This is a genomic window from Rossellomorea aquimaris (genome assembly GCF_001877785.1).
GTDB lineage: Bacteria > Bacillota > Bacilli > Bacillales > Bacillaceae_B > Rossellomorea > Rossellomorea aquimaris_A.
The window spans coordinates 253,548-270,394 of the sequence record NZ_MINN01000106.1 but is presented as its reverse complement, the minus strand read 5'-3'; the positions used below and the strand labels follow the sequence as shown (position 1 = coordinate 270,394).

Genomic DNA, 16,847 nt, shown 5'->3' with positions numbered 1-16,847 from the left:
TCACATCATTAAAGCAATGTTGACAGAGCACCGGAATCATGGAAAGATGAATACTAATAAAAGGTACGATAGAAAGGACGAACAGTTATGGACTTATCACAAAACACTGCAGAAAACATTGAATACATGGTCACCGCCATCAAGGATAAACTCAACGTTGTAAACGCAGGCGCCATCAAGCCTGAACACTTCAACCAGGAAATGTACGAAGACCTTCGCTACCTCTACCTGATGGTCGAAAAGAAAGACCGCTTCAGCCCGAGCGAAATGACAGCGATCATTGAAGAACTTGGTGCGTTGAGGAAATAATTCTGTGAAAGCCCGTCCTGGACTTGCGATTAAGTATTGACGCAATGTCCAGGACGGGCTTTTTTGCATGTTGTATTTAGTACGGGGCCAGACTGCGGGGGACTTGGCGGGGATTTGCGCGGAGGGCTTTACTGTGCGCTGCGTTGTGGTTATTAGGAAGTTGGGCTTAAACGGATGCGCCATGTCAGCAGGGAATTCAGAGGGTCGTGCCTGCCTGGGAATCCGGTGTGAACGGCTGCGACTTGGATGCCTGGGAAATCGGTTTAAGCTGGTGATCGTGCCTAGCTAGGAATACAGGCCGTTCTTTAGAATGATTCTCAAAAGATCATAAATTCGTAAAACGGAACGTATTTTTTGTCGAATGGATCATATATTTCAAATTTGGATCATAAATCCTCAGAATGGATCATATTTCTCTAAGTTGAAACATGACAGTACTCAAATACGAGTCCCCGCCCCTAAAAACATAGAAAATCCTCTTAAACCGCTCAAGAAATCATAAAATTGAAATTAAAACTACCCTAAATCGGCACGATGGCCGACTTGACCACGGTCTCCATATATGAATTGATCACGGTTTCTTTTAAAAGATCCAAATTTAGGTTAAACTGTAAATGAGTCATCTTTATTCCCTCTCTTCATTGTTTATCGTCGTTGAAAACAGTGTTGCCAAGAAGGAATAAAATGACTCCTTTTCTTTTTACACATTTGTATGGACTTAATCCTTTCATACCTTAAAATTGCGCCAAAATGACTTGCACATCCTAAAAAAAATTAAAAGTAACAAAAATGGTTCGAAAACCAAAACCAACCACTTTTCACACTCCCTCCCAGTATGAACACCACTCCTTAGAAACAGCACCTCCCCAAAAACATCACACAAAAAGGGACACCCCATCAAGGATGTCCCTTTTACCAATATCAATATTATTTAGACAGCAAAGCCAGCGACTCACGGTTAAACGCCGGAATATCATCCGGTGTCCTGCTTGTGACAAGCTGGTTTCCGCATACGACGACTTCTTTATCTTCGTATGTGACACCTGCATACTCCATGTCGACTTTGATGGACTTGAAGCCTGTTGCGTGTCTGCCTTCAAGCGCCTTCGCGGTGATAAGGAGCTGCGGTCCGTGGCAGATGGCAAAGACCGGTTTCTTTTCATCCATGAAGTGCTTCGTGAACTTCACGAAACGGTCATCCGCGCGGAGCTGGTCTGGTGAGAATCCACCGGGCAGCAAGAGTGCGTCAAAGTCTTCAGGTTTAACATTATCGATGCTTTCATCGATGGAAACCGTCGCGTCTCCCTGCTTTCCATTTACGGATTTGCCTTTTTCCTTTTCGATTGTAATGACTTCGTGACCTGCTTCTTTCAATGCTTTTTCCGGGTCCGTAAATTCCACGTCTTCAAACATATCTGTAATTAAGCATGCAACTTTAGCCATAAAATGAAACACTCCTAATTGGTAGTTTGTTTATTTGCTCACATAATAAATGTACCCGTTCACTCGAAAATAAAACGTATTATTCGGAATCACCCATTGAAAATTGGGAGAAAATTGTATTTCGCTGTACCTTGTATACTTCCTTCCCGGTAATGTCATTGATGATGGCGATATTCCGGTCTACTGAGAGTCCAAGATTGGTGGCACCGGCACCGTGGGAATGTTCAAGATTCGTCAGCGTGTAAAAATGATGACTCCGCTCCGCCCCGTTCTTGAATACCAGTTTATAATCACGGGACACCTTGAACCTCTTGTCATCCTCCCACACGATTTCGTCACCGAAAGCATCGTCGAACCAGGACGGGATATTCGGGACATAGCCTGTTGCCAGGATGACTTTGCCGGACACATACGAAAACTCCCGCTCTTCCTGCCACTGCCTGCAATCCAGGACATAACCTTCCTCTTCCTGCCGGACCTTGTTAACCTCGGTCAACGGCTGGATCACAATGTCCGGGGCATCCTCGCTGACGGAATGGTGGTAAAGGATATTATAAATATTATTCAGCGTATCCATATCGATCCCGTTCCTGAGCTGATCCAGTGTCTTCAATGCCTCAAGCCTTTTTTCAAAGGACAGTCCGTGGAAATAATCCACATAATCAGGGGCGAAGAACTCCTGGCCGAGCTTTGATGACTCGAGCTGCAAAATCCCCTCCGACCTCGTCATCCAGGTCAGCTTGTACGGATGATCGCGCTGTTCTTTTAACAAATCATGAAACACTTCCGCGGCACTCTGTCCGGAGCCGATGATCGTGATTGACGAGCTTTCCAAAGTGGATTCCTTATGAAACAGGTAGCTGCTTGTATGGTGGACATCCTCAGGGGGCAGCCCCTCCATCCCGTCCAGGATGAGCGGTTTGCTCCCGGTCCCCATCACCACATGCTTCGCCTTGTACACTTCGCATTCATCAGTCAGCCCGTTCCTGACTTCGACTTCAAAATAATCACCAGTATCCTTCACACCGATGACCTCGCTGTGAAATTGACAGTGCGGAAGCTGCTTTACGACCCAGCGTGCATAATCATTGTATTCCTGCCTCGGCATTTCAAACTTATGAAAAAAGAAAAACTTATACAGCCGGTTATGGGTATGTAAATAATTCAGATAGCTGTACCTGCTCTGCGGATTCGCAAACGTGACCAGGTCGGCTATGAACGGCACCTGAAGATCGGTCAGGTCGATCAGCATGCCTGGGTACCACTGAAATTCAGGAGTCTTGTCAAAAAATTTCACCTTCAAATCCGTCTTTTCATCCATCAATGCCGCCAGGCTTAAATTATATGGGCCGATACCTATGCCGATACAGTCCAATATCTCATCTCTTTCCAACGCACTTACCTCCTGTCCTCGGACATGTTCTCTATATGTTTTCCTAAGTAAAGAAAAACTATTTTAGAAGGACTTCCCTGCAGTAAGGAAGTCCTCCATCATTTTCTATTTCTTTTTAAAGCAGAGCGCATACCATCCGCCTTCCTTTACGATCGGTTCTACAGAAACCACTTTGAAGCCTGTCTTTTTTGCGAGTGTCTCCATCTCCTTTTGAGAAGGGATCGGGTGCAGGTTCTGGAACGTCATGAAAAAGCTGTTGAACGCACTTGAGAATTGTTGGCCGTGCTTTGATTTCTGCATCGGCGTCAGGACGAAGAACAGCCCTTTTTTCTCCAGCCAGTCCGAGGCTTTTTCAAAAAACTGCAGCCTTTCGGACGGATCTATATAGTGAAATAGATTGTTTGCCATGACCATATCGAATGCTTGCTGCGGCTCATATTCATGTAAATCACAGCACTCGATGTCTACGTTCTCATAACTTTGCAGCTGATCCTCCGCCTCCCTTGCCACCCCTTCGTGGATTTCGATGCCGACCATTTTTTTCTTAGGGTAGCGGTCTGCGAGCCTGCGGATATATCCGCCTTCCCCGCATCCCAGATCCAGCACTGAATTTACCTTGGACTTCTTCATCACTTTTTGAAGCTTTGGAAAAGCGAATCGTTCCAACAGGATGGATGTCTTGGCAACGGTCGAACCATGCAGATCCGAGTTGAAATGCTGCCTCGTCTGATTCCTCAAAAGACTTGGGTAGGAAAGAAGGGCCGGGATATGGAGCTCCATCATTTCCTTCAGCAAAACTCCTGAGGAAAACGTTTCTTTTTTGGAAGAAGGCAGCTTCCAGCCGTTTTTCACCTTAACCCTGCCTTTTGAGTGGCGTTTCAGATGCTTCAGTGTGATTCCGACTTCCACCCACTGTTCAAGCAGATCCATTTCCACATTCTTTGCTAAAGCCACTTCCTGAATCGAAGCGGGCTTCTTGAAGCTTTCGAACAGCTCCATTTCATACCCCACGTAGGCATGCCAGCTGTATAGAAACGGGACATTCTTCTTCATCCAGGTCCTTGCCCGCCAAACTTTTGCCATTTCTGCAATCATCGTAATGCCTCCGTTTCTTTCCAAGGATAATCTTGATTTTGTGTGAAAATGGTGCAGCCCTGCTCTTTATCGCAGGAGATCTTGTCCGTTCTGATCGGAAGGAGTCCGCCTTGTATCATCCGGTCGTACAGGGTTTCCCTCCACAAACCAAGCCCTGAAATATTGAGCATTTGTTTGTAGTGGGACACCGTATCCTTCTCCATTCGCTGCAGGCTGTTTTTGCGCAGCCAGCCGATCGGCCTGTAAGGATAAGAGTAGGCGAGCGCCGACAAGTGGCTCAGATGCATCTGATGGGAAACCCTCTTCTTCCGCACCTTCGGATACCACTCAAGATTGGCAGGCTCAAACTTCCCATCCTTGTGCATATCGCATAGCAATTCACCGAGAACATCGCCGTCCTGGATCGCCATGTTCATTCCTTCACCTGCCATCGGGTGCACAGTATGCGCTGCATCCCCGATGATCGCCAGGTGATCCTTCACATAGGTATCGCTATGATATTTCAGCGGCACCATCAGCTGGATCTGCTTCCACTCTTTTATTTGCTCGACGTATCCCTCCAGTTCGGGACACATCTTTTTATAAAGCTTGTGAAACTCAGAAATCGGCTTTTTCCTGAGAGATTTATACTCGCCCGCTGGAATCAGATAAACCGATCTTACTTCGTTGTCAGAGAGCGGGAATAATCCCAGGAAAGACTGATAAGTCGAGATGATTTTCCCTTTCACCATCGATTCGGGCCTCGGGAACGTGACAGTCAGGAAATGGTGGTTATAATTCTTTTCCTTTACTGAAATCCCCATATAATCACGGGTGACGGAGCTCCTTCCTTCCGCCCCGACAATGAAATCACACTCTATCTCATAGTTCTGATTTTCTTTCCTGTCCTCGAGCGTCACTATATGATCCTGTATTTTTTTGCATACGGTGTGGGGATGGTAGTGAAAAGAAGGATATTCCTTCGCCTTATCCAAGAGGATTTCTTTGAGGGTTTCATGATGGATCATCAAGGAAAAAGGATAACGGCTCGGCAGTATCGAGTAGCTCATCAAGGAATGTTCCGGTACAGCTTTCAGATTTTTAAGCTCGGTCATCTCAAGATCCGAAATTTTATGTCCATGATTGAAAATGGACTCGATCACTTCAAGGGAATCGAGTATTTCCAGACTTTTCGGCTGTAGCAGCTCCCCTTTATAAATGGGACTTGGTCCAGGAAGCCTTTCTGCAACCGTCACATCGATCCCGCATCGGGCTGCCTTCAAGCCCAGGGTCAGTCCGCCGATTCCCCCTCCGCTGATAAAAACGCTTGTCCGCATATCGTTTCACCTCTTACCTATCATTTATCCTTTAGCACGATTGTTGAAACCTGCCGATGTGCCGGCGACAAGAAACGGGGCGGGAAGAAATTTGTAGAATGATCTATTTCCCGGAAAATAAACATTCCCCCCGCAATGGTACGCGTTATTCGTCATATTTCCCCCGGCAGAATTCGTCATCTTAACAAAACAAATAGCAAAAAGCTTCAAAACGGGAAATGATCATTCCGTTTTGAAGCTTTGCATCTTTATTATTCTTTCCCTGCAATCGGAAGCAGGATCGTGACGATCGTTCCTTCATTCACGTTGCTTTGGATTGAAAATGAACCGTTGTGTTCCTTGATGATTTTTTGGCAGATCATCAAGCCGAGGCCGGTTCCTTTTTCCTTCGTACTATAAAATGGTTCGCCAAGATGCTTCATCCGCTCAGGGGGAATCCCGGCTCCGTTATCCTGAATGGATATTTTCGCACAGCCGTTTTCCTTTTCAAGCTGCACGCTCAACAGTCCGCCATCCGGGAGAGCTTCCAGGGCATTTTTCATGACGTTGAGAACAACCTGCTTGATTTGATGGGAGTCGCAGTAAATTTCCGCTTCTTCAACGGAAAAACGAACATCCACTCCCTGCTTCAGGCATTCCATCTTGATGAACTCTACTGAACTCGTCAACAGGGTTGTAAGGGAGGTCATGGAAAAATGGACGGCACGGGGCTTTGCCAGTGCCAGGAATTCATTCGTGATGATCTCGATGCGGTCCAGCTCACCCTGGATGACCTGCAGATGGAAATCATCTTCTGCACTTTCCTTCATCAGCTGCAGGAAGCCCTTGATCGTGGTCAGTGGGTTGCGGATTTCATGTGCCACCCCCGCAGCAAGCTGGCCGATCATTGCAAGCTGTTCGGATTTTTTCAAGAGATCTTCATTTCGCTTTTTTTCAGATAAATCGCGGATAATGGCTGAAATTCCGATCAGCTTGCCTGTGTCATTCAGGATAGGGTTGAGGTTGAACACAATTTCGATCGGTGAACCGTCTTTGCGGTACCGTACAGTTTCAAAATCTTTGATGCGCTTCCCTGCCTTGACCATTTTCAGATTCTGCTTAAATTGAGAAACCTGTTCTTCCAAATGAAGGATCGTGATACTTTCTCCAATTATTTCAGCTTCACTCCATCCGAACATCAATTCAAAATGCTGATTGACCTTCAGTATATTCCCTGCCGGATCAAGAAGGGCGATTCCGTCACCAGCATGTTCAAAATAAGCTTCCAGCAGCTCTTTCGCCTCTTTCAGCTCCTCTGCTATTTTCATCCTTGCCGTAATATCCTGCCCGATCCCGTAAATACCGATCACTTTATCATTTACACGTATCGGGATATTTGTCACGCTTATATGGCTTCTGGTTCCTTCCTTGTTTTTAAGGGTCGTAATATATCTTGTCGCCTCCCCCTGAAGCGCTGTCTCAAAGTGCTTGATGGTTTCTGTTTGCTGATCTTTTGTGACAAATTCACTGAAATGCTTCCCGATCATATCATTTGATGGAAATGTCCATTGTTCTTCTGCTGCAGGGTTCACTTCCAGTACAATCCCTTCAGTGTTTAACATATAAATATTATCGGGGCTGTACTGTACCATCGACCGGTATTTTTCCTGTGTTTCAATCAATTTCCTCTGGATATCCTTGATCATGGATATATCAGCGATGGAGCAGATGATGGTGGTGACTTCACCGTCTTTTATGACCGGAACCATCGAGGCAATATATTCAAGACCCTTGTATTCATCTTCGTACGTCAGTTCTTCTCCGGTTTCCCAGATTTTCTTGAGCTTCGGCTTAATTTTCCCAAGGTGATATGAGTCGAAGACTTCCTGTATCGTTTTGCCGATCACACTGGAAGGTGATATATCGAGCTTCTTAAGAAGGTCTCCTGCTGCCATGTCTATTACAAAATCATTTTGATGCTTTTTTATCTTATACGTAATGGTTTTTTGAAGTCTCAGAGTATTTTCCAGCTCAACTTTCAAAGAAATCAAATCATTTTCATATTCCTTTTTCTCAGTGATATCGTGAAGGATGATGCCTACTTGATCGACTGCTCCCCGCTGATTATAATCCGCAGGTGAAATGGTGATGTGACAGGTGCATTCCTGTTCATCCCCCACCTTGAAGGTAAGTTCTTCACTCTGCACATTCTTCCCCTCAATCCCCTTCATGATCAGATTTACAAAACCAGGGTTCTTGAAGGCAGGCTGCCGGCAGAGCGATTCCCCGATAGCTTCATCTGTCAGCTTGAAGAGCTTTTTAAAAGAATCATTCATTTCGGTCAGGATCCCATTCTTATCAATGATGCACACTGAAGTCGGTGTGTTGCGTATCAAGGATTGGTAAATATCCGAGCTGGAATTTTCTTTATCTTTTTCATCTTCCGAAAGCCTGTTTTCAATGCACGGGACGATCATCAATAACTCCAGGCTGTCTTCCACCGTCCTGCGCTTCAGTGAATAAGGACAATCGTTGTAAACAAAATGTTCAGCCTCTGATTCCCACAATCTCTTACTATTGAAGCAGTCTTTTCCTGATAGTTCTTCCCATTCGGGATTGGCTTCTGTGATGGTTGAGTTGGCAGGGTTCCATAAAGCAGCGGGGACTGGGATTGAATGAACGCTTATGGCGTTCACAGGTCTGATTTCAGCCATAGTACCTTCCTTTTCGTAACGTGATATATGTCCATTTTACCCTACCTTTATGTTCATATAAATGCTTGTCTTTATACTAAAATGGGAATCTGCTCCATTAGTCTGGGAATGAGTTTACTAGTTGCTGAAACAACGCTACTGATTTCCGTGGAAGACTTCGCTTTCGGCGGGTAGCCCGTGAGCCTCCGGGCATTCTCGCGGCAGATCCTGTCCAGCTCCGGCGGCCAGCCCCTCGAGGTCATAAGATAGATGGACCAAAAAGCAAAGAACTCCTTTCCGGCCCATTCATCTTATACTTGCCGGGGCTGAGCAAGCCGCCTCCGCTTTTCTGACCGGAGTCTTCTTCCATTCCAATCAACCGCTGCAACATGCTTATCACAACTTAAAATTGAACAATTGCTGCCAATTGATATTTTCATAACCAATTTGTTTATAAAATTCGTGTGCTTCTTTTCTCTGACCACCTGAACGTAATCTTATCTCCTCGTAGCCATTTTCTTTTGCCCATTCCTCACATTTTTTCATTAACTTCAACCCAATTCCTTGTCTTCTATAGTTGTTATCAACAACCAATCCACCAATTTCGGCATATTCCAGTTCAATTAAATGTTTTCCAAAAACGTGTACCCATCCAGAGATAGTATTTTCATTAATTTCATAAACAAAAATAGCATGTTCTTTATCTTTAATTAACCGTTCAACCCGTGGCTTAATTTTTTCGATTGTTATTAAATAACCTAACTGTTCACATATCCTTGTAATTTCTTCTATATCAGTCAGTTTAACATTCCTAATCACCTTGAATTCTCCCCTGCTAATTTGTATTTAAACTTTTTTACGCAATTAATTAATATTCACAATTTAAAGTATGTATCCCTTCTTCAACTAAACGCTTTAATGGAATATACATTATTTACAATTCTTCTTACTATCTCTTACTAGAGTCTCAAAAAAACTAGAATGAAAACGATGTAATGACAACAAATAAAGCAGGTCTAATTCATATGCGAATTAGCCTGCTATCTGTAATTTTCCCTCCCAAAATGCAACCTCTTAAAAAATCCCTGATTTTATTTTATACATATGTTGTTTTCATGGATTCATATTCCACGGCCAGTTTGGCCCCTACCCGGGCATTGTTCTTAACCAGTGCGATGTTGGCGGCAAGGCTTCTGCCTTCTGTCAGTTCTTTTACTTTTCCCAGCAGGAACGGGGTGGCTTCTTTTCCGGTGATGTTTTTTTCCTCTGCTTCCTGCAGCGCGGATTCTATTATGCTGTTCATCTCGTTTTCTTCCAGTGCGTCTTGTTCGGGGATCGGATTCGCTACAACTACGCCTCCGCTCAGTCCAAGCTCCCATTTTGTCCTTAATAATGAAGCCGTTTCTTCACATGTGTCCATTCGATAGTTTACTTGATAAGGACTTTTTCTTGTGTAAAAAGCAGGCAGGGAATCGGTCTGATAGCCAAGGACAGGCACCCCTTTGGTTTCAAGGTATTCAAGCGTCAAGCCGATGTCCAGTATCGATTTTGCACCGGCGCATACGACGGCGACGTTTGTACGGGAAAGCTCCTCGAGGTCTGCAGAAATGTCCATTGTTTTCTCTGCACCGCGGTGGACCCCTCCGATCCCGCCGGTCACGAATACCGCAATATCGGCAAGTTCGGCAAGAATCATCGTGGCCGCAACCGTCGTCGCACCATCTTTTCCGGAAGACAGAATGTATGGCAGGTCTCTGCGGCTTGCTTTGATGACACCCGACGCCTGCCCCAGATATTCCAGCTCTTCTTGAGACAGCCCGATTTTTATTTTACCGTTTAGTATGGCAATTGTCGCAGGGACTGCTCCCCCGGCGCGGATGATGTCTTCTACTTCGCGTGCCGTCTGTACGTTCTGCGGATAGGGCATTCCATGTGAAATGATCGTGGATTCCAAGGCTACGATGGCTTTCCCATTCTTCTTTCCTTCCAGGACTTCTTCTGAGTACTCGATAAAAGATTCCATTCTCATTGCTTCATTCCTCCATTTTAGTTGTTCTTAACGTTCCTGAGAAATCTAATAATACAGGCTGAAATGCTGCTGCAGCTTACCCTTTGTAAGAGAAGGGCTGACCGTATGGGAGGATTGCAGCGTCAATGACGAGCAGGTGATGCCGATCCGGCAGGCCCCTTCCGTGTCAGACCCTTTGAGGTATCCATAGATGATGCCCGCCACAAGCGCATCGCCGGCACCGGTGACGTCGATGACTTTCACTTCCGGAGGCAGGATGGCACTTGCTTCTTTGTAAACCGTGTAATACACCAGTCCCTTATCCCCTCTTGTGATGACGACCCTTTCCGCCCCTTTTTGGGTGATCATCTTAGCAGCCTTGAAATAATCTCCCTCTGTATCGATCGTCATACCCAGGTAAGCTTCAGCCTCTCCCTTGTTGCAAATGAACCAGGTGACTCCTTCAAGGGATGGCGGCAGCTTCTTTACCTTCGGAGCCGATACGGGCACAACCGTCAACGGAATCCCTTCCGATTGACATCTTTTGATGATGTAACTCAATACCTCTGCAGGAAAATTCGTATCAAGCAGCACCATCTCGGATGAAGAGACCGTCCCCCACTTTTTCTCGATGAACCCGATGTCAACGCTTTCATTTAATTCCATGTCTGCAAGTGCAAACATCATTTCCCCCCGCTTGTTCAAAATGGCCGAGTAGGTCCCGGTCGTTCTTTTAAATAAAGAGACCGACGCAGAGACATCGACATGATTCTTCGTCTGGTTAAGAAGCCAATTTCCTTCGGTATCATCGCCTACGACTGTCAAAAGGCATGACTGAAGTCCAAGGCGGCCGAGATTTTCTGCAATATTCCGGGCAACTCCCCCGCTTGCCTGGCTGGAAACGGCAGGGTTCGATGTCTCTGGAAGCAATTCTGCGTGAAGCTGAAGTTTCCGGTCGATATTGGCTCCGCCAATGCACATGACCCCTTTTTTACCCGGAAGAACATATGCCCTTCCAAGGATTCTGCCTTCCTTTATCAAATTTGATATGTATCCAGCAACCGCAGACCGTGACATCCCGCTTTTCTCCGCCAGCTCCTGCTGGCTCATAAACGGGTTACCCTCGATATAAGACAACAAGAGCTTCTCCTTCTCGTTCAACGACTTCCACTCCCCCTGGTAAATATGTAAATATTGACTTTTGTTAATATTCTAAACTTTTGTTTAAATATAGACAAGAAATGAATTTCGACAAAAATTCAGCACAGAATTTTATACACCGCTATTGATTCCCGTGTAAGACTTCGCTTTCCGCGGGTAGCCGTGAGCCTCCTCCCTTTGTTCAAAGGGGGGTAACTCTCCAGCTCCAGGGCTTAAAGGCACATGGCATAAGCCAAACCGGCCAAGAAGGCAAAGAACGCCTTCGTGCCCAATTCGTCTTATGCCACCCGCCTCTGAGCAAAGCCCTTCCGCATTTCTGATAGGAGTCTTCTTCTTGCACTCCAATCAACCGCTGGATGAGCTAATCATCATCTGTGCACACAAAAAACCCGAACTGACTTACCTTCTAAAAAGCAAGTCAGTTCGGGTTTTAATTAGTCTAAAACGAACGCTTTGTTCAAGTCAGGTCATACCTGCGTGTGGCATGACTAACTAATCTTCTTGTCTTTCTTCACTTTTCCGATGTCTTTCAGGTAGTATTCATCCGACGTAAAGAATTCTTTCGTCAGCCTTCTCACTTCTTTACTTAAGAGAAGGACGGCGATGATATTCGGTATTAATATGGCAGCAAGCGCAAGGTCAAGGAACTGCCAGATTGTCTTGGCTGCACCCACTGATCCGAGCACGATGGCCACTACGTAAACAATCTTGATGGCCTGGGCCGTTTTCCATCCGAATAGGAATTCTGCCTGTTTCGCACCGTAAAAGACGATGACGATGATCGTCGATAGGACAAAGAAGATCAATGATACCGTCACGAGGATACCGCCGAAGGATCCAAAGTATTGAGTGAAAGCTTCGGTCGTCAGAGCAGATGGATCATCAAGTGCATCTTCCGCCGTCCACACACCGGACGAAAGCACGACGAAGGCTGTTGCCGTACAAACAATCAAGGTATCAATGACGATTCCCACAATCGCCCATAACCCTTGTCTTACCGGGTGATCCGTCTTCGCGGCGGCATGGGCGATAGGTGCAGTACCAAGTCCTGCTTCATTCGAATACAACCCGCGGGCAAACCCCCAACGAATCGTTTCTGCAATCGCCGCACCGGCAAATCCGCCCATCGCGGACATCGGCTGGAACGCATTTCCCAGTACCAGACTGAAGAACTCCGGGATCGCACCAAGATTCATGAACATGATGACAAGTGCTCCCCCCACATAGAACAGGGCCATGAACGGGACAAATATTTCTGTTACCTTCCCGATCCGTTTAATGCCTCCGAATACGATGAGCACAACGATGAAGGCCATGATCAGACCCGTGGCAAGGCCGTTCACATTGAATGATTCCTCAACCGTTGCGGCAACCGAGTTTCCCTGTACCATGACGCTCGGGATCAGCTCGATCATGAGCGCGAAGGCAAACCATACGCCGAGCCACTTCATATTAAGACCGTTTCTCATGTAATACATCGGACCGCCGACGAATTCCCCTTTTTCATTCTTCTCCCGATAACGCACGGCCAGTACACTTTCTGAGAACTTAAGGGCCATCCCTATAATAGCGATGAACCACATCCAGAAGACCGCACCTGGCCCTCCGAACATGATTGCGGCTGGCACACCGACAATGTTCGCTGCCCCGATCGTAGAAGAAAGTGCCGAGGTCAAAGCCTGCAGCGGCGTGACCGTCCCTTCACCTTTCAGCTCCTTTTTGCTGAATACACTTCCAATCGTCTGCTTGAAAATGTACAGGGGGTGCCTGAACTGAATGAACCCCAGCAGGAACGTCAAATACAGTCCTGTCCCTGCCAGTACGATGATCAGCGGCGGCCCCCACAGCCAAGCCGATATTTTACCTATGATGTCAAAAAAATTCTCCAACGGAACTCCTCCTCATGGTAGAAACAATGTCTAAACGCCAGAACATCTCAACTAATTATGTATGTTCAAATAAACTTATGTATGGCGTACCCGGCCTCAATCGGTTCTGAAAATTTAGACACTGGTTCTGCTGTTTCTTTTTTTCTTTCCCCTGAATCGCCGCTGTGAAACATCCCAAAATAAAAAACCTGAAACCGCTTCTACAGGCAGTTTCAGGTACATACATATCCACTTTTTATTATTATTCCGTCACACGCGGCAGGATCAACACTTCCACCCTCCGGTTCAATGACCTTCCCTCAAGCGTGGCATTGTCCCCGACCGGCTCAAACTCACCGAATCCCTTTGCACTGAACCACTGGGGATTCAGTTCCTTATTTTCGAGGATGATCTTCATGAAATTCACTGCGCGCATCACGCTCAATTCCCAGTTAGAATCAAATTCCGCATTACGGATCGGCACGTTATCGGTATGGCCTGAAATAATGATATTTCTTGGCGGATTCATGACCAGTAACCCGGACAGTTCGCGGGCCACATCAAGATCCGTATTGTGCACGACAGCAGACCCGGAATCAAACAGCACATTGTCCCGGATTGTCAGCAGCAGTCCTTCATCGGTAAGCTTGGTAATAAACTGTACTTCGAGGTTGTTCGTCTTGATGTACTCATTGATTTTCCCCTGAAGTTCTTTTAATTCTTCCTGATCTTTCAAAAAAGCCTGTCGTTCAATTTCTTTTTTATCGAGCTCCGCTTTCTCATCAGATTTTTCAGCGGCGCTGGCCTTCACTTCTACTTCGCTCTTTTTCGGGGGTTCGACCGGACTGTGTTTATCCATGATCCCGGTCCCGCCCGTAAAGACTTCATTAAATGATTCCGATAGTTCCTGGAATTTCTGAGCATCGACAGAACTTGCAGCATAAAGGACGATGAACAGTGCCAGCAGCAGTGTAAGCAGATCCGCATAAGGGATGAGCCAGGATTCATCCATATGATCATCATCGTGTTTCTTCTTACGCCGTCTCATTCGCTTCCCCCTCCATCAGCAGCAGCCGCTCGCTTGCCGGCAAATAAGAGGCAAGCTTCTGCTCGATGACCCTTGGGCTCTCCCCTTCTATAATGGAGAGAATGCCTTCTACCATCATCATTTTCAACTGCACTTCACGCTTTGATTTACGTTTCAGTTTATTGGCAAAAGGATGCCACAGGACATAGCCGGTGAATATTCCGAGCAGCGTCGCGATGAATGCACCGGCAATCGCTTCACCCATCTTATCAGTGTTTTCCATATTGCCGAGGGCTGCGATCAAACCGATCACGGCACCAAGCACCCCGAGCGTCGGGGCATATGTGCCTGCCTGAGAAAAGATGGAGGCTCCTGCACTGTGACGCTCTTCCATCGCATCTATTTCTTCATGAAGGACATCTCGTATGTAATCTGCACTCTGTCCGTCGACGGCAAGGGAAAGGCCATTTTTCAGAAACTGATCTTCTACCTCCTGAGCTTTCGACTCAAGTGCAAGCAGACCTTCCTTTCGGGCGATATCCGCTATTTCCGAAAAGTAGCGAATGACTTCCTTCGGGTCCTGTATCGATTGTTCTTTAAACAGCATGCCGAATAACTTCGGTACTTTTTTTATTTCATGTGTCGGGAATGCAATGGTGACGGCAGCTGCCGTTCCAAGCAGGATGATCAAAATGGCTGCGGGATTAACGAGGGCTACCGGGCTCACACCTTTGAAGAACATACCCACACCAACCGCGATCAAACCTAAAATGACTCCAATAACTGACGTTTTATCCATCGATTTGTCCACCTTACTCTTTGTAGTAGTCTACTTTTACTATCGGACAAAAGATGAATATATTTAACTTTGGCTTTTGCCAAAATATTTTCCATATATAGTATAAAAGTTGCATTCATTATACCGATATACATTGAAAAGGGATTTTATTTTATATATTAAAGGGGAGAAACATCTTGTCACCTGATCAAATGAAAATTTTCGATACAAAACGGAAGAACCTTTTATTACTGATCACGTATTCAGTAAGCCTGATTGCGGGTCTCGTTTTTTCCATCATGAACGACTCAGGCATCATCGCCGTTTCGGTATTTGCTTCACAGCTGATTCTGCTGGTTGTCTATTTCGTCGTTCTTCAACTGATCATGAAAAAACCGCAGCTGTACGTCTATTTTTCTATTCCGACCATTTACGTCATTATGCTGATCTGGCTGCTTACCGACGGTGCGAATGCCAAGAATATGGTAATCCTGACGCTCATGGCCGTCCTGTCGGCAATCCACTTCCGCACCGTCATATTCGTTATCGGCTATGTATCTGGTCTGAGCATCCTCGTTCTGAATAATGTCTTCGCCGCCGGGGATGATGTCCTGTTTAATGAGTTGTTCCTGCCGGCTTTACTCACGTATCTGCTCGTTGGGATCGCGCTCGGTGTCGTCATCCATCTGAATAAAAAACAATCCGGCCAAATTCAGGAGTTTCTTCTCAGAATGGAGGAAGAGGGCAAGAAAAAAGATGAGCAGCGCTCTCTTTTCGCAAAAGAATTGACCACCATCTCCACCAGCATCAAACAAATAAATGATCAAATCCAGGTACATCTTGTCTCTCAGAATGAAATGAGGACGGCGGTCACTGAAATCTCTGCAGGCAGCCAGAATCAAAGCGATCAGATTAACAACATCGCTTCAGTTGCAGCCATGACCATGACAAAGATGGAGGAAGTCACGCATCTTTCCAACGATTTGGCCGAACAGTCCGATAGTGCCAATCATCTGGCTTTATCAGGCAATGAACGGGTCACGTATCTCCACGAAAACATGACGGAACTAAAAAATATCATAGAAGGTCTGAGCAGTACATTTAAAGAATTGACGAAGAAAATCGAGGAAACAAACACGTTCATCGGCAGCATCCAGGATATCACCGATCAAACGAATCTGCTTGCATTGAACGCTTCCATCGAAGCAGCGCGTGCAGGCGAAGCAGGAAGGGGCTTCTCGATCGTGGCCGATGAAATCCGCAAGCTTGCCGAAATCACCAGAAATACGGCGACGAGGATCAATGAAAATTTGTCATCCGTGAATGAAGTCAACTCTACAGCCCTTGAAATCATGTCTTTGAGTTCAACTAAGCTTCATGAAAACATGTCGGCCACCGGTGAAGTAACGGAATATTTCTCAAAGCTCCGTGAAAAACTGGACGGCATCTCAAACGAATTCCAGAGGCTGGCATCCACAGCCACTGAGGTTAAAGGCCAGACCGTGGACGTGGAGCTTTCCACAAAAGAGCTTGCTGCAGTGATTGAACAGTCAAGTGCCGGTCTTGAAGAAATCAGTGCGACAATCGAAACCCTTAATCAGGACAATGAAACGATCGCACACTACATCCAGGATACCTCCGCAAGTGCAGAGCGGATCGAACACAGCATACATCAATAATATACTAGGGGGCAGGCCTTGGCCTGTCTTTTTTATATAAGGAGTTGTCATTGGATTGTAGATATTTCACCAAACAATCTATGATAAACTTAAGTCAA

Annotated in this window: 13 protein-coding genes; 2 read left to right on the top strand and 11 right to left on the bottom strand. The window is 46.0% G+C overall.

Going from position 1 to position 16,847, the window contains the following annotated elements; translation table 11 throughout:
• Positions 1-87 precede the first annotated feature (87 nt).
• Positions 88-309: a DUF1128 domain-containing protein gene (locus tag BHE18_RS16180; RefSeq protein ID WP_071619549.1), complete on the top strand. Its 222-nt coding sequence runs from the start codon at positions 88-90 to the stop codon at positions 307-309.
• Between the two features lie 927 nt (positions 310-1,236).
• On the opposite strand, the gene BHE18_RS16175 is transcribed toward BHE18_RS16180, so the two are convergent.
• The 11 genes from BHE18_RS16175 to motA form a co-directional block, all read right to left on the bottom strand.
• Positions 1,237-1,752, bottom strand: coding sequence for a type 1 glutamine amidotransferase domain-containing protein (locus tag BHE18_RS16175; protein ID WP_071619548.1), 516 nt, complete (start codon positions 1,750-1,752; stop codon positions 1,237-1,239).
• Between the two features lie 79 nt (positions 1,753-1,831).
• On the bottom strand, positions 1,832-3,145 hold the full coding sequence (locus tag BHE18_RS16170; RefSeq protein ID WP_235860350.1) for a lysine N(6)-hydroxylase/L-ornithine N(5)-oxygenase family protein: 1,314 nt from the start codon (positions 3,143-3,145) through the stop codon (positions 1,832-1,834).
• 105 nt (positions 3,146-3,250) lie between these two features.
• Positions 3,251-4,240 (bottom strand): class I SAM-dependent methyltransferase, encoded by a 990-nt coding sequence (locus BHE18_RS16165; RefSeq protein ID WP_071619547.1) that lies wholly within the window; start codon positions 4,238-4,240, stop codon positions 3,251-3,253.
• Positions 4,237-5,556 (bottom strand): FAD-dependent oxidoreductase, encoded by a 1,320-nt coding sequence (locus tag BHE18_RS16160; RefSeq protein ID WP_071619546.1) that lies wholly within the window; start codon positions 5,554-5,556, stop codon positions 4,237-4,239. Before BHE18_RS16160 ends, BHE18_RS16165 begins: the two co-directional genes overlap by 4 nt.
• A 251-nt stretch (positions 5,557-5,807) precedes the next feature.
• Positions 5,808-8,249 (bottom strand): PAS domain S-box protein, encoded by a 2,442-nt coding sequence (locus BHE18_RS16155; RefSeq protein WP_071619545.1) that lies wholly within the window; start codon positions 8,247-8,249, stop codon positions 5,808-5,810.
• Positions 8,250-8,624: 375 nt separating this feature from the next.
• Positions 8,625-9,047, bottom strand: a complete 423-nt coding sequence (locus tag BHE18_RS16150; RefSeq protein ID WP_071619544.1) for a GNAT family N-acetyltransferase — start codon at positions 9,045-9,047, stop codon at positions 8,625-8,627.
• A gap of 277 nt (positions 9,048-9,324) precedes the next feature.
• Complete coding sequence (locus BHE18_RS16145) at positions 9,325-10,251, bottom strand: pseudouridine-5'-phosphate glycosidase (protein WP_071619657.1); 927 nt, start codon at positions 10,249-10,251, stop codon at positions 9,325-9,327.
• 51 nt (positions 10,252-10,302) lie between these two features.
• Positions 10,303-11,397 (bottom strand): carbohydrate kinase, encoded by a 1,095-nt coding sequence (locus tag BHE18_RS16140; RefSeq protein WP_071619543.1) that lies wholly within the window; start codon positions 11,395-11,397, stop codon positions 10,303-10,305.
• Positions 11,398-11,885: 488 nt separating this feature from the next.
• Entirely contained in the window at positions 11,886-13,286 is a 1,401-nt protein-coding gene (locus tag BHE18_RS16135; RefSeq protein WP_071619542.1) for an alanine/glycine:cation symporter family protein, read from the bottom strand.
• Between the two features lie 241 nt (positions 13,287-13,527).
• Positions 13,528-14,313, bottom strand: coding sequence for a flagellar motor protein MotB (gene motB / locus BHE18_RS16130; protein ID WP_071619541.1), 786 nt, complete (start codon positions 14,311-14,313; stop codon positions 13,528-13,530).
• Positions 14,300-15,091, bottom strand: a complete 792-nt coding sequence (gene motA, locus BHE18_RS16125) for a flagellar motor stator protein MotA (protein WP_071619540.1) — start codon at positions 15,089-15,091, stop codon at positions 14,300-14,302. Before motA ends, motB begins: the two co-directional genes overlap by 14 nt.
• Positions 15,092-15,267: 176 nt before the next feature.
• Here motA and BHE18_RS16120 point away from each other — a divergent pair, with 176 nt between their 5' ends.
• Positions 15,268-16,749, top strand: coding sequence for a methyl-accepting chemotaxis protein (locus tag BHE18_RS16120; protein ID WP_083573834.1), 1,482 nt, complete (start codon positions 15,268-15,270; stop codon positions 16,747-16,749).
• The last annotated feature ends 98 nt before the right edge of the window (positions 16,750-16,847 follow it).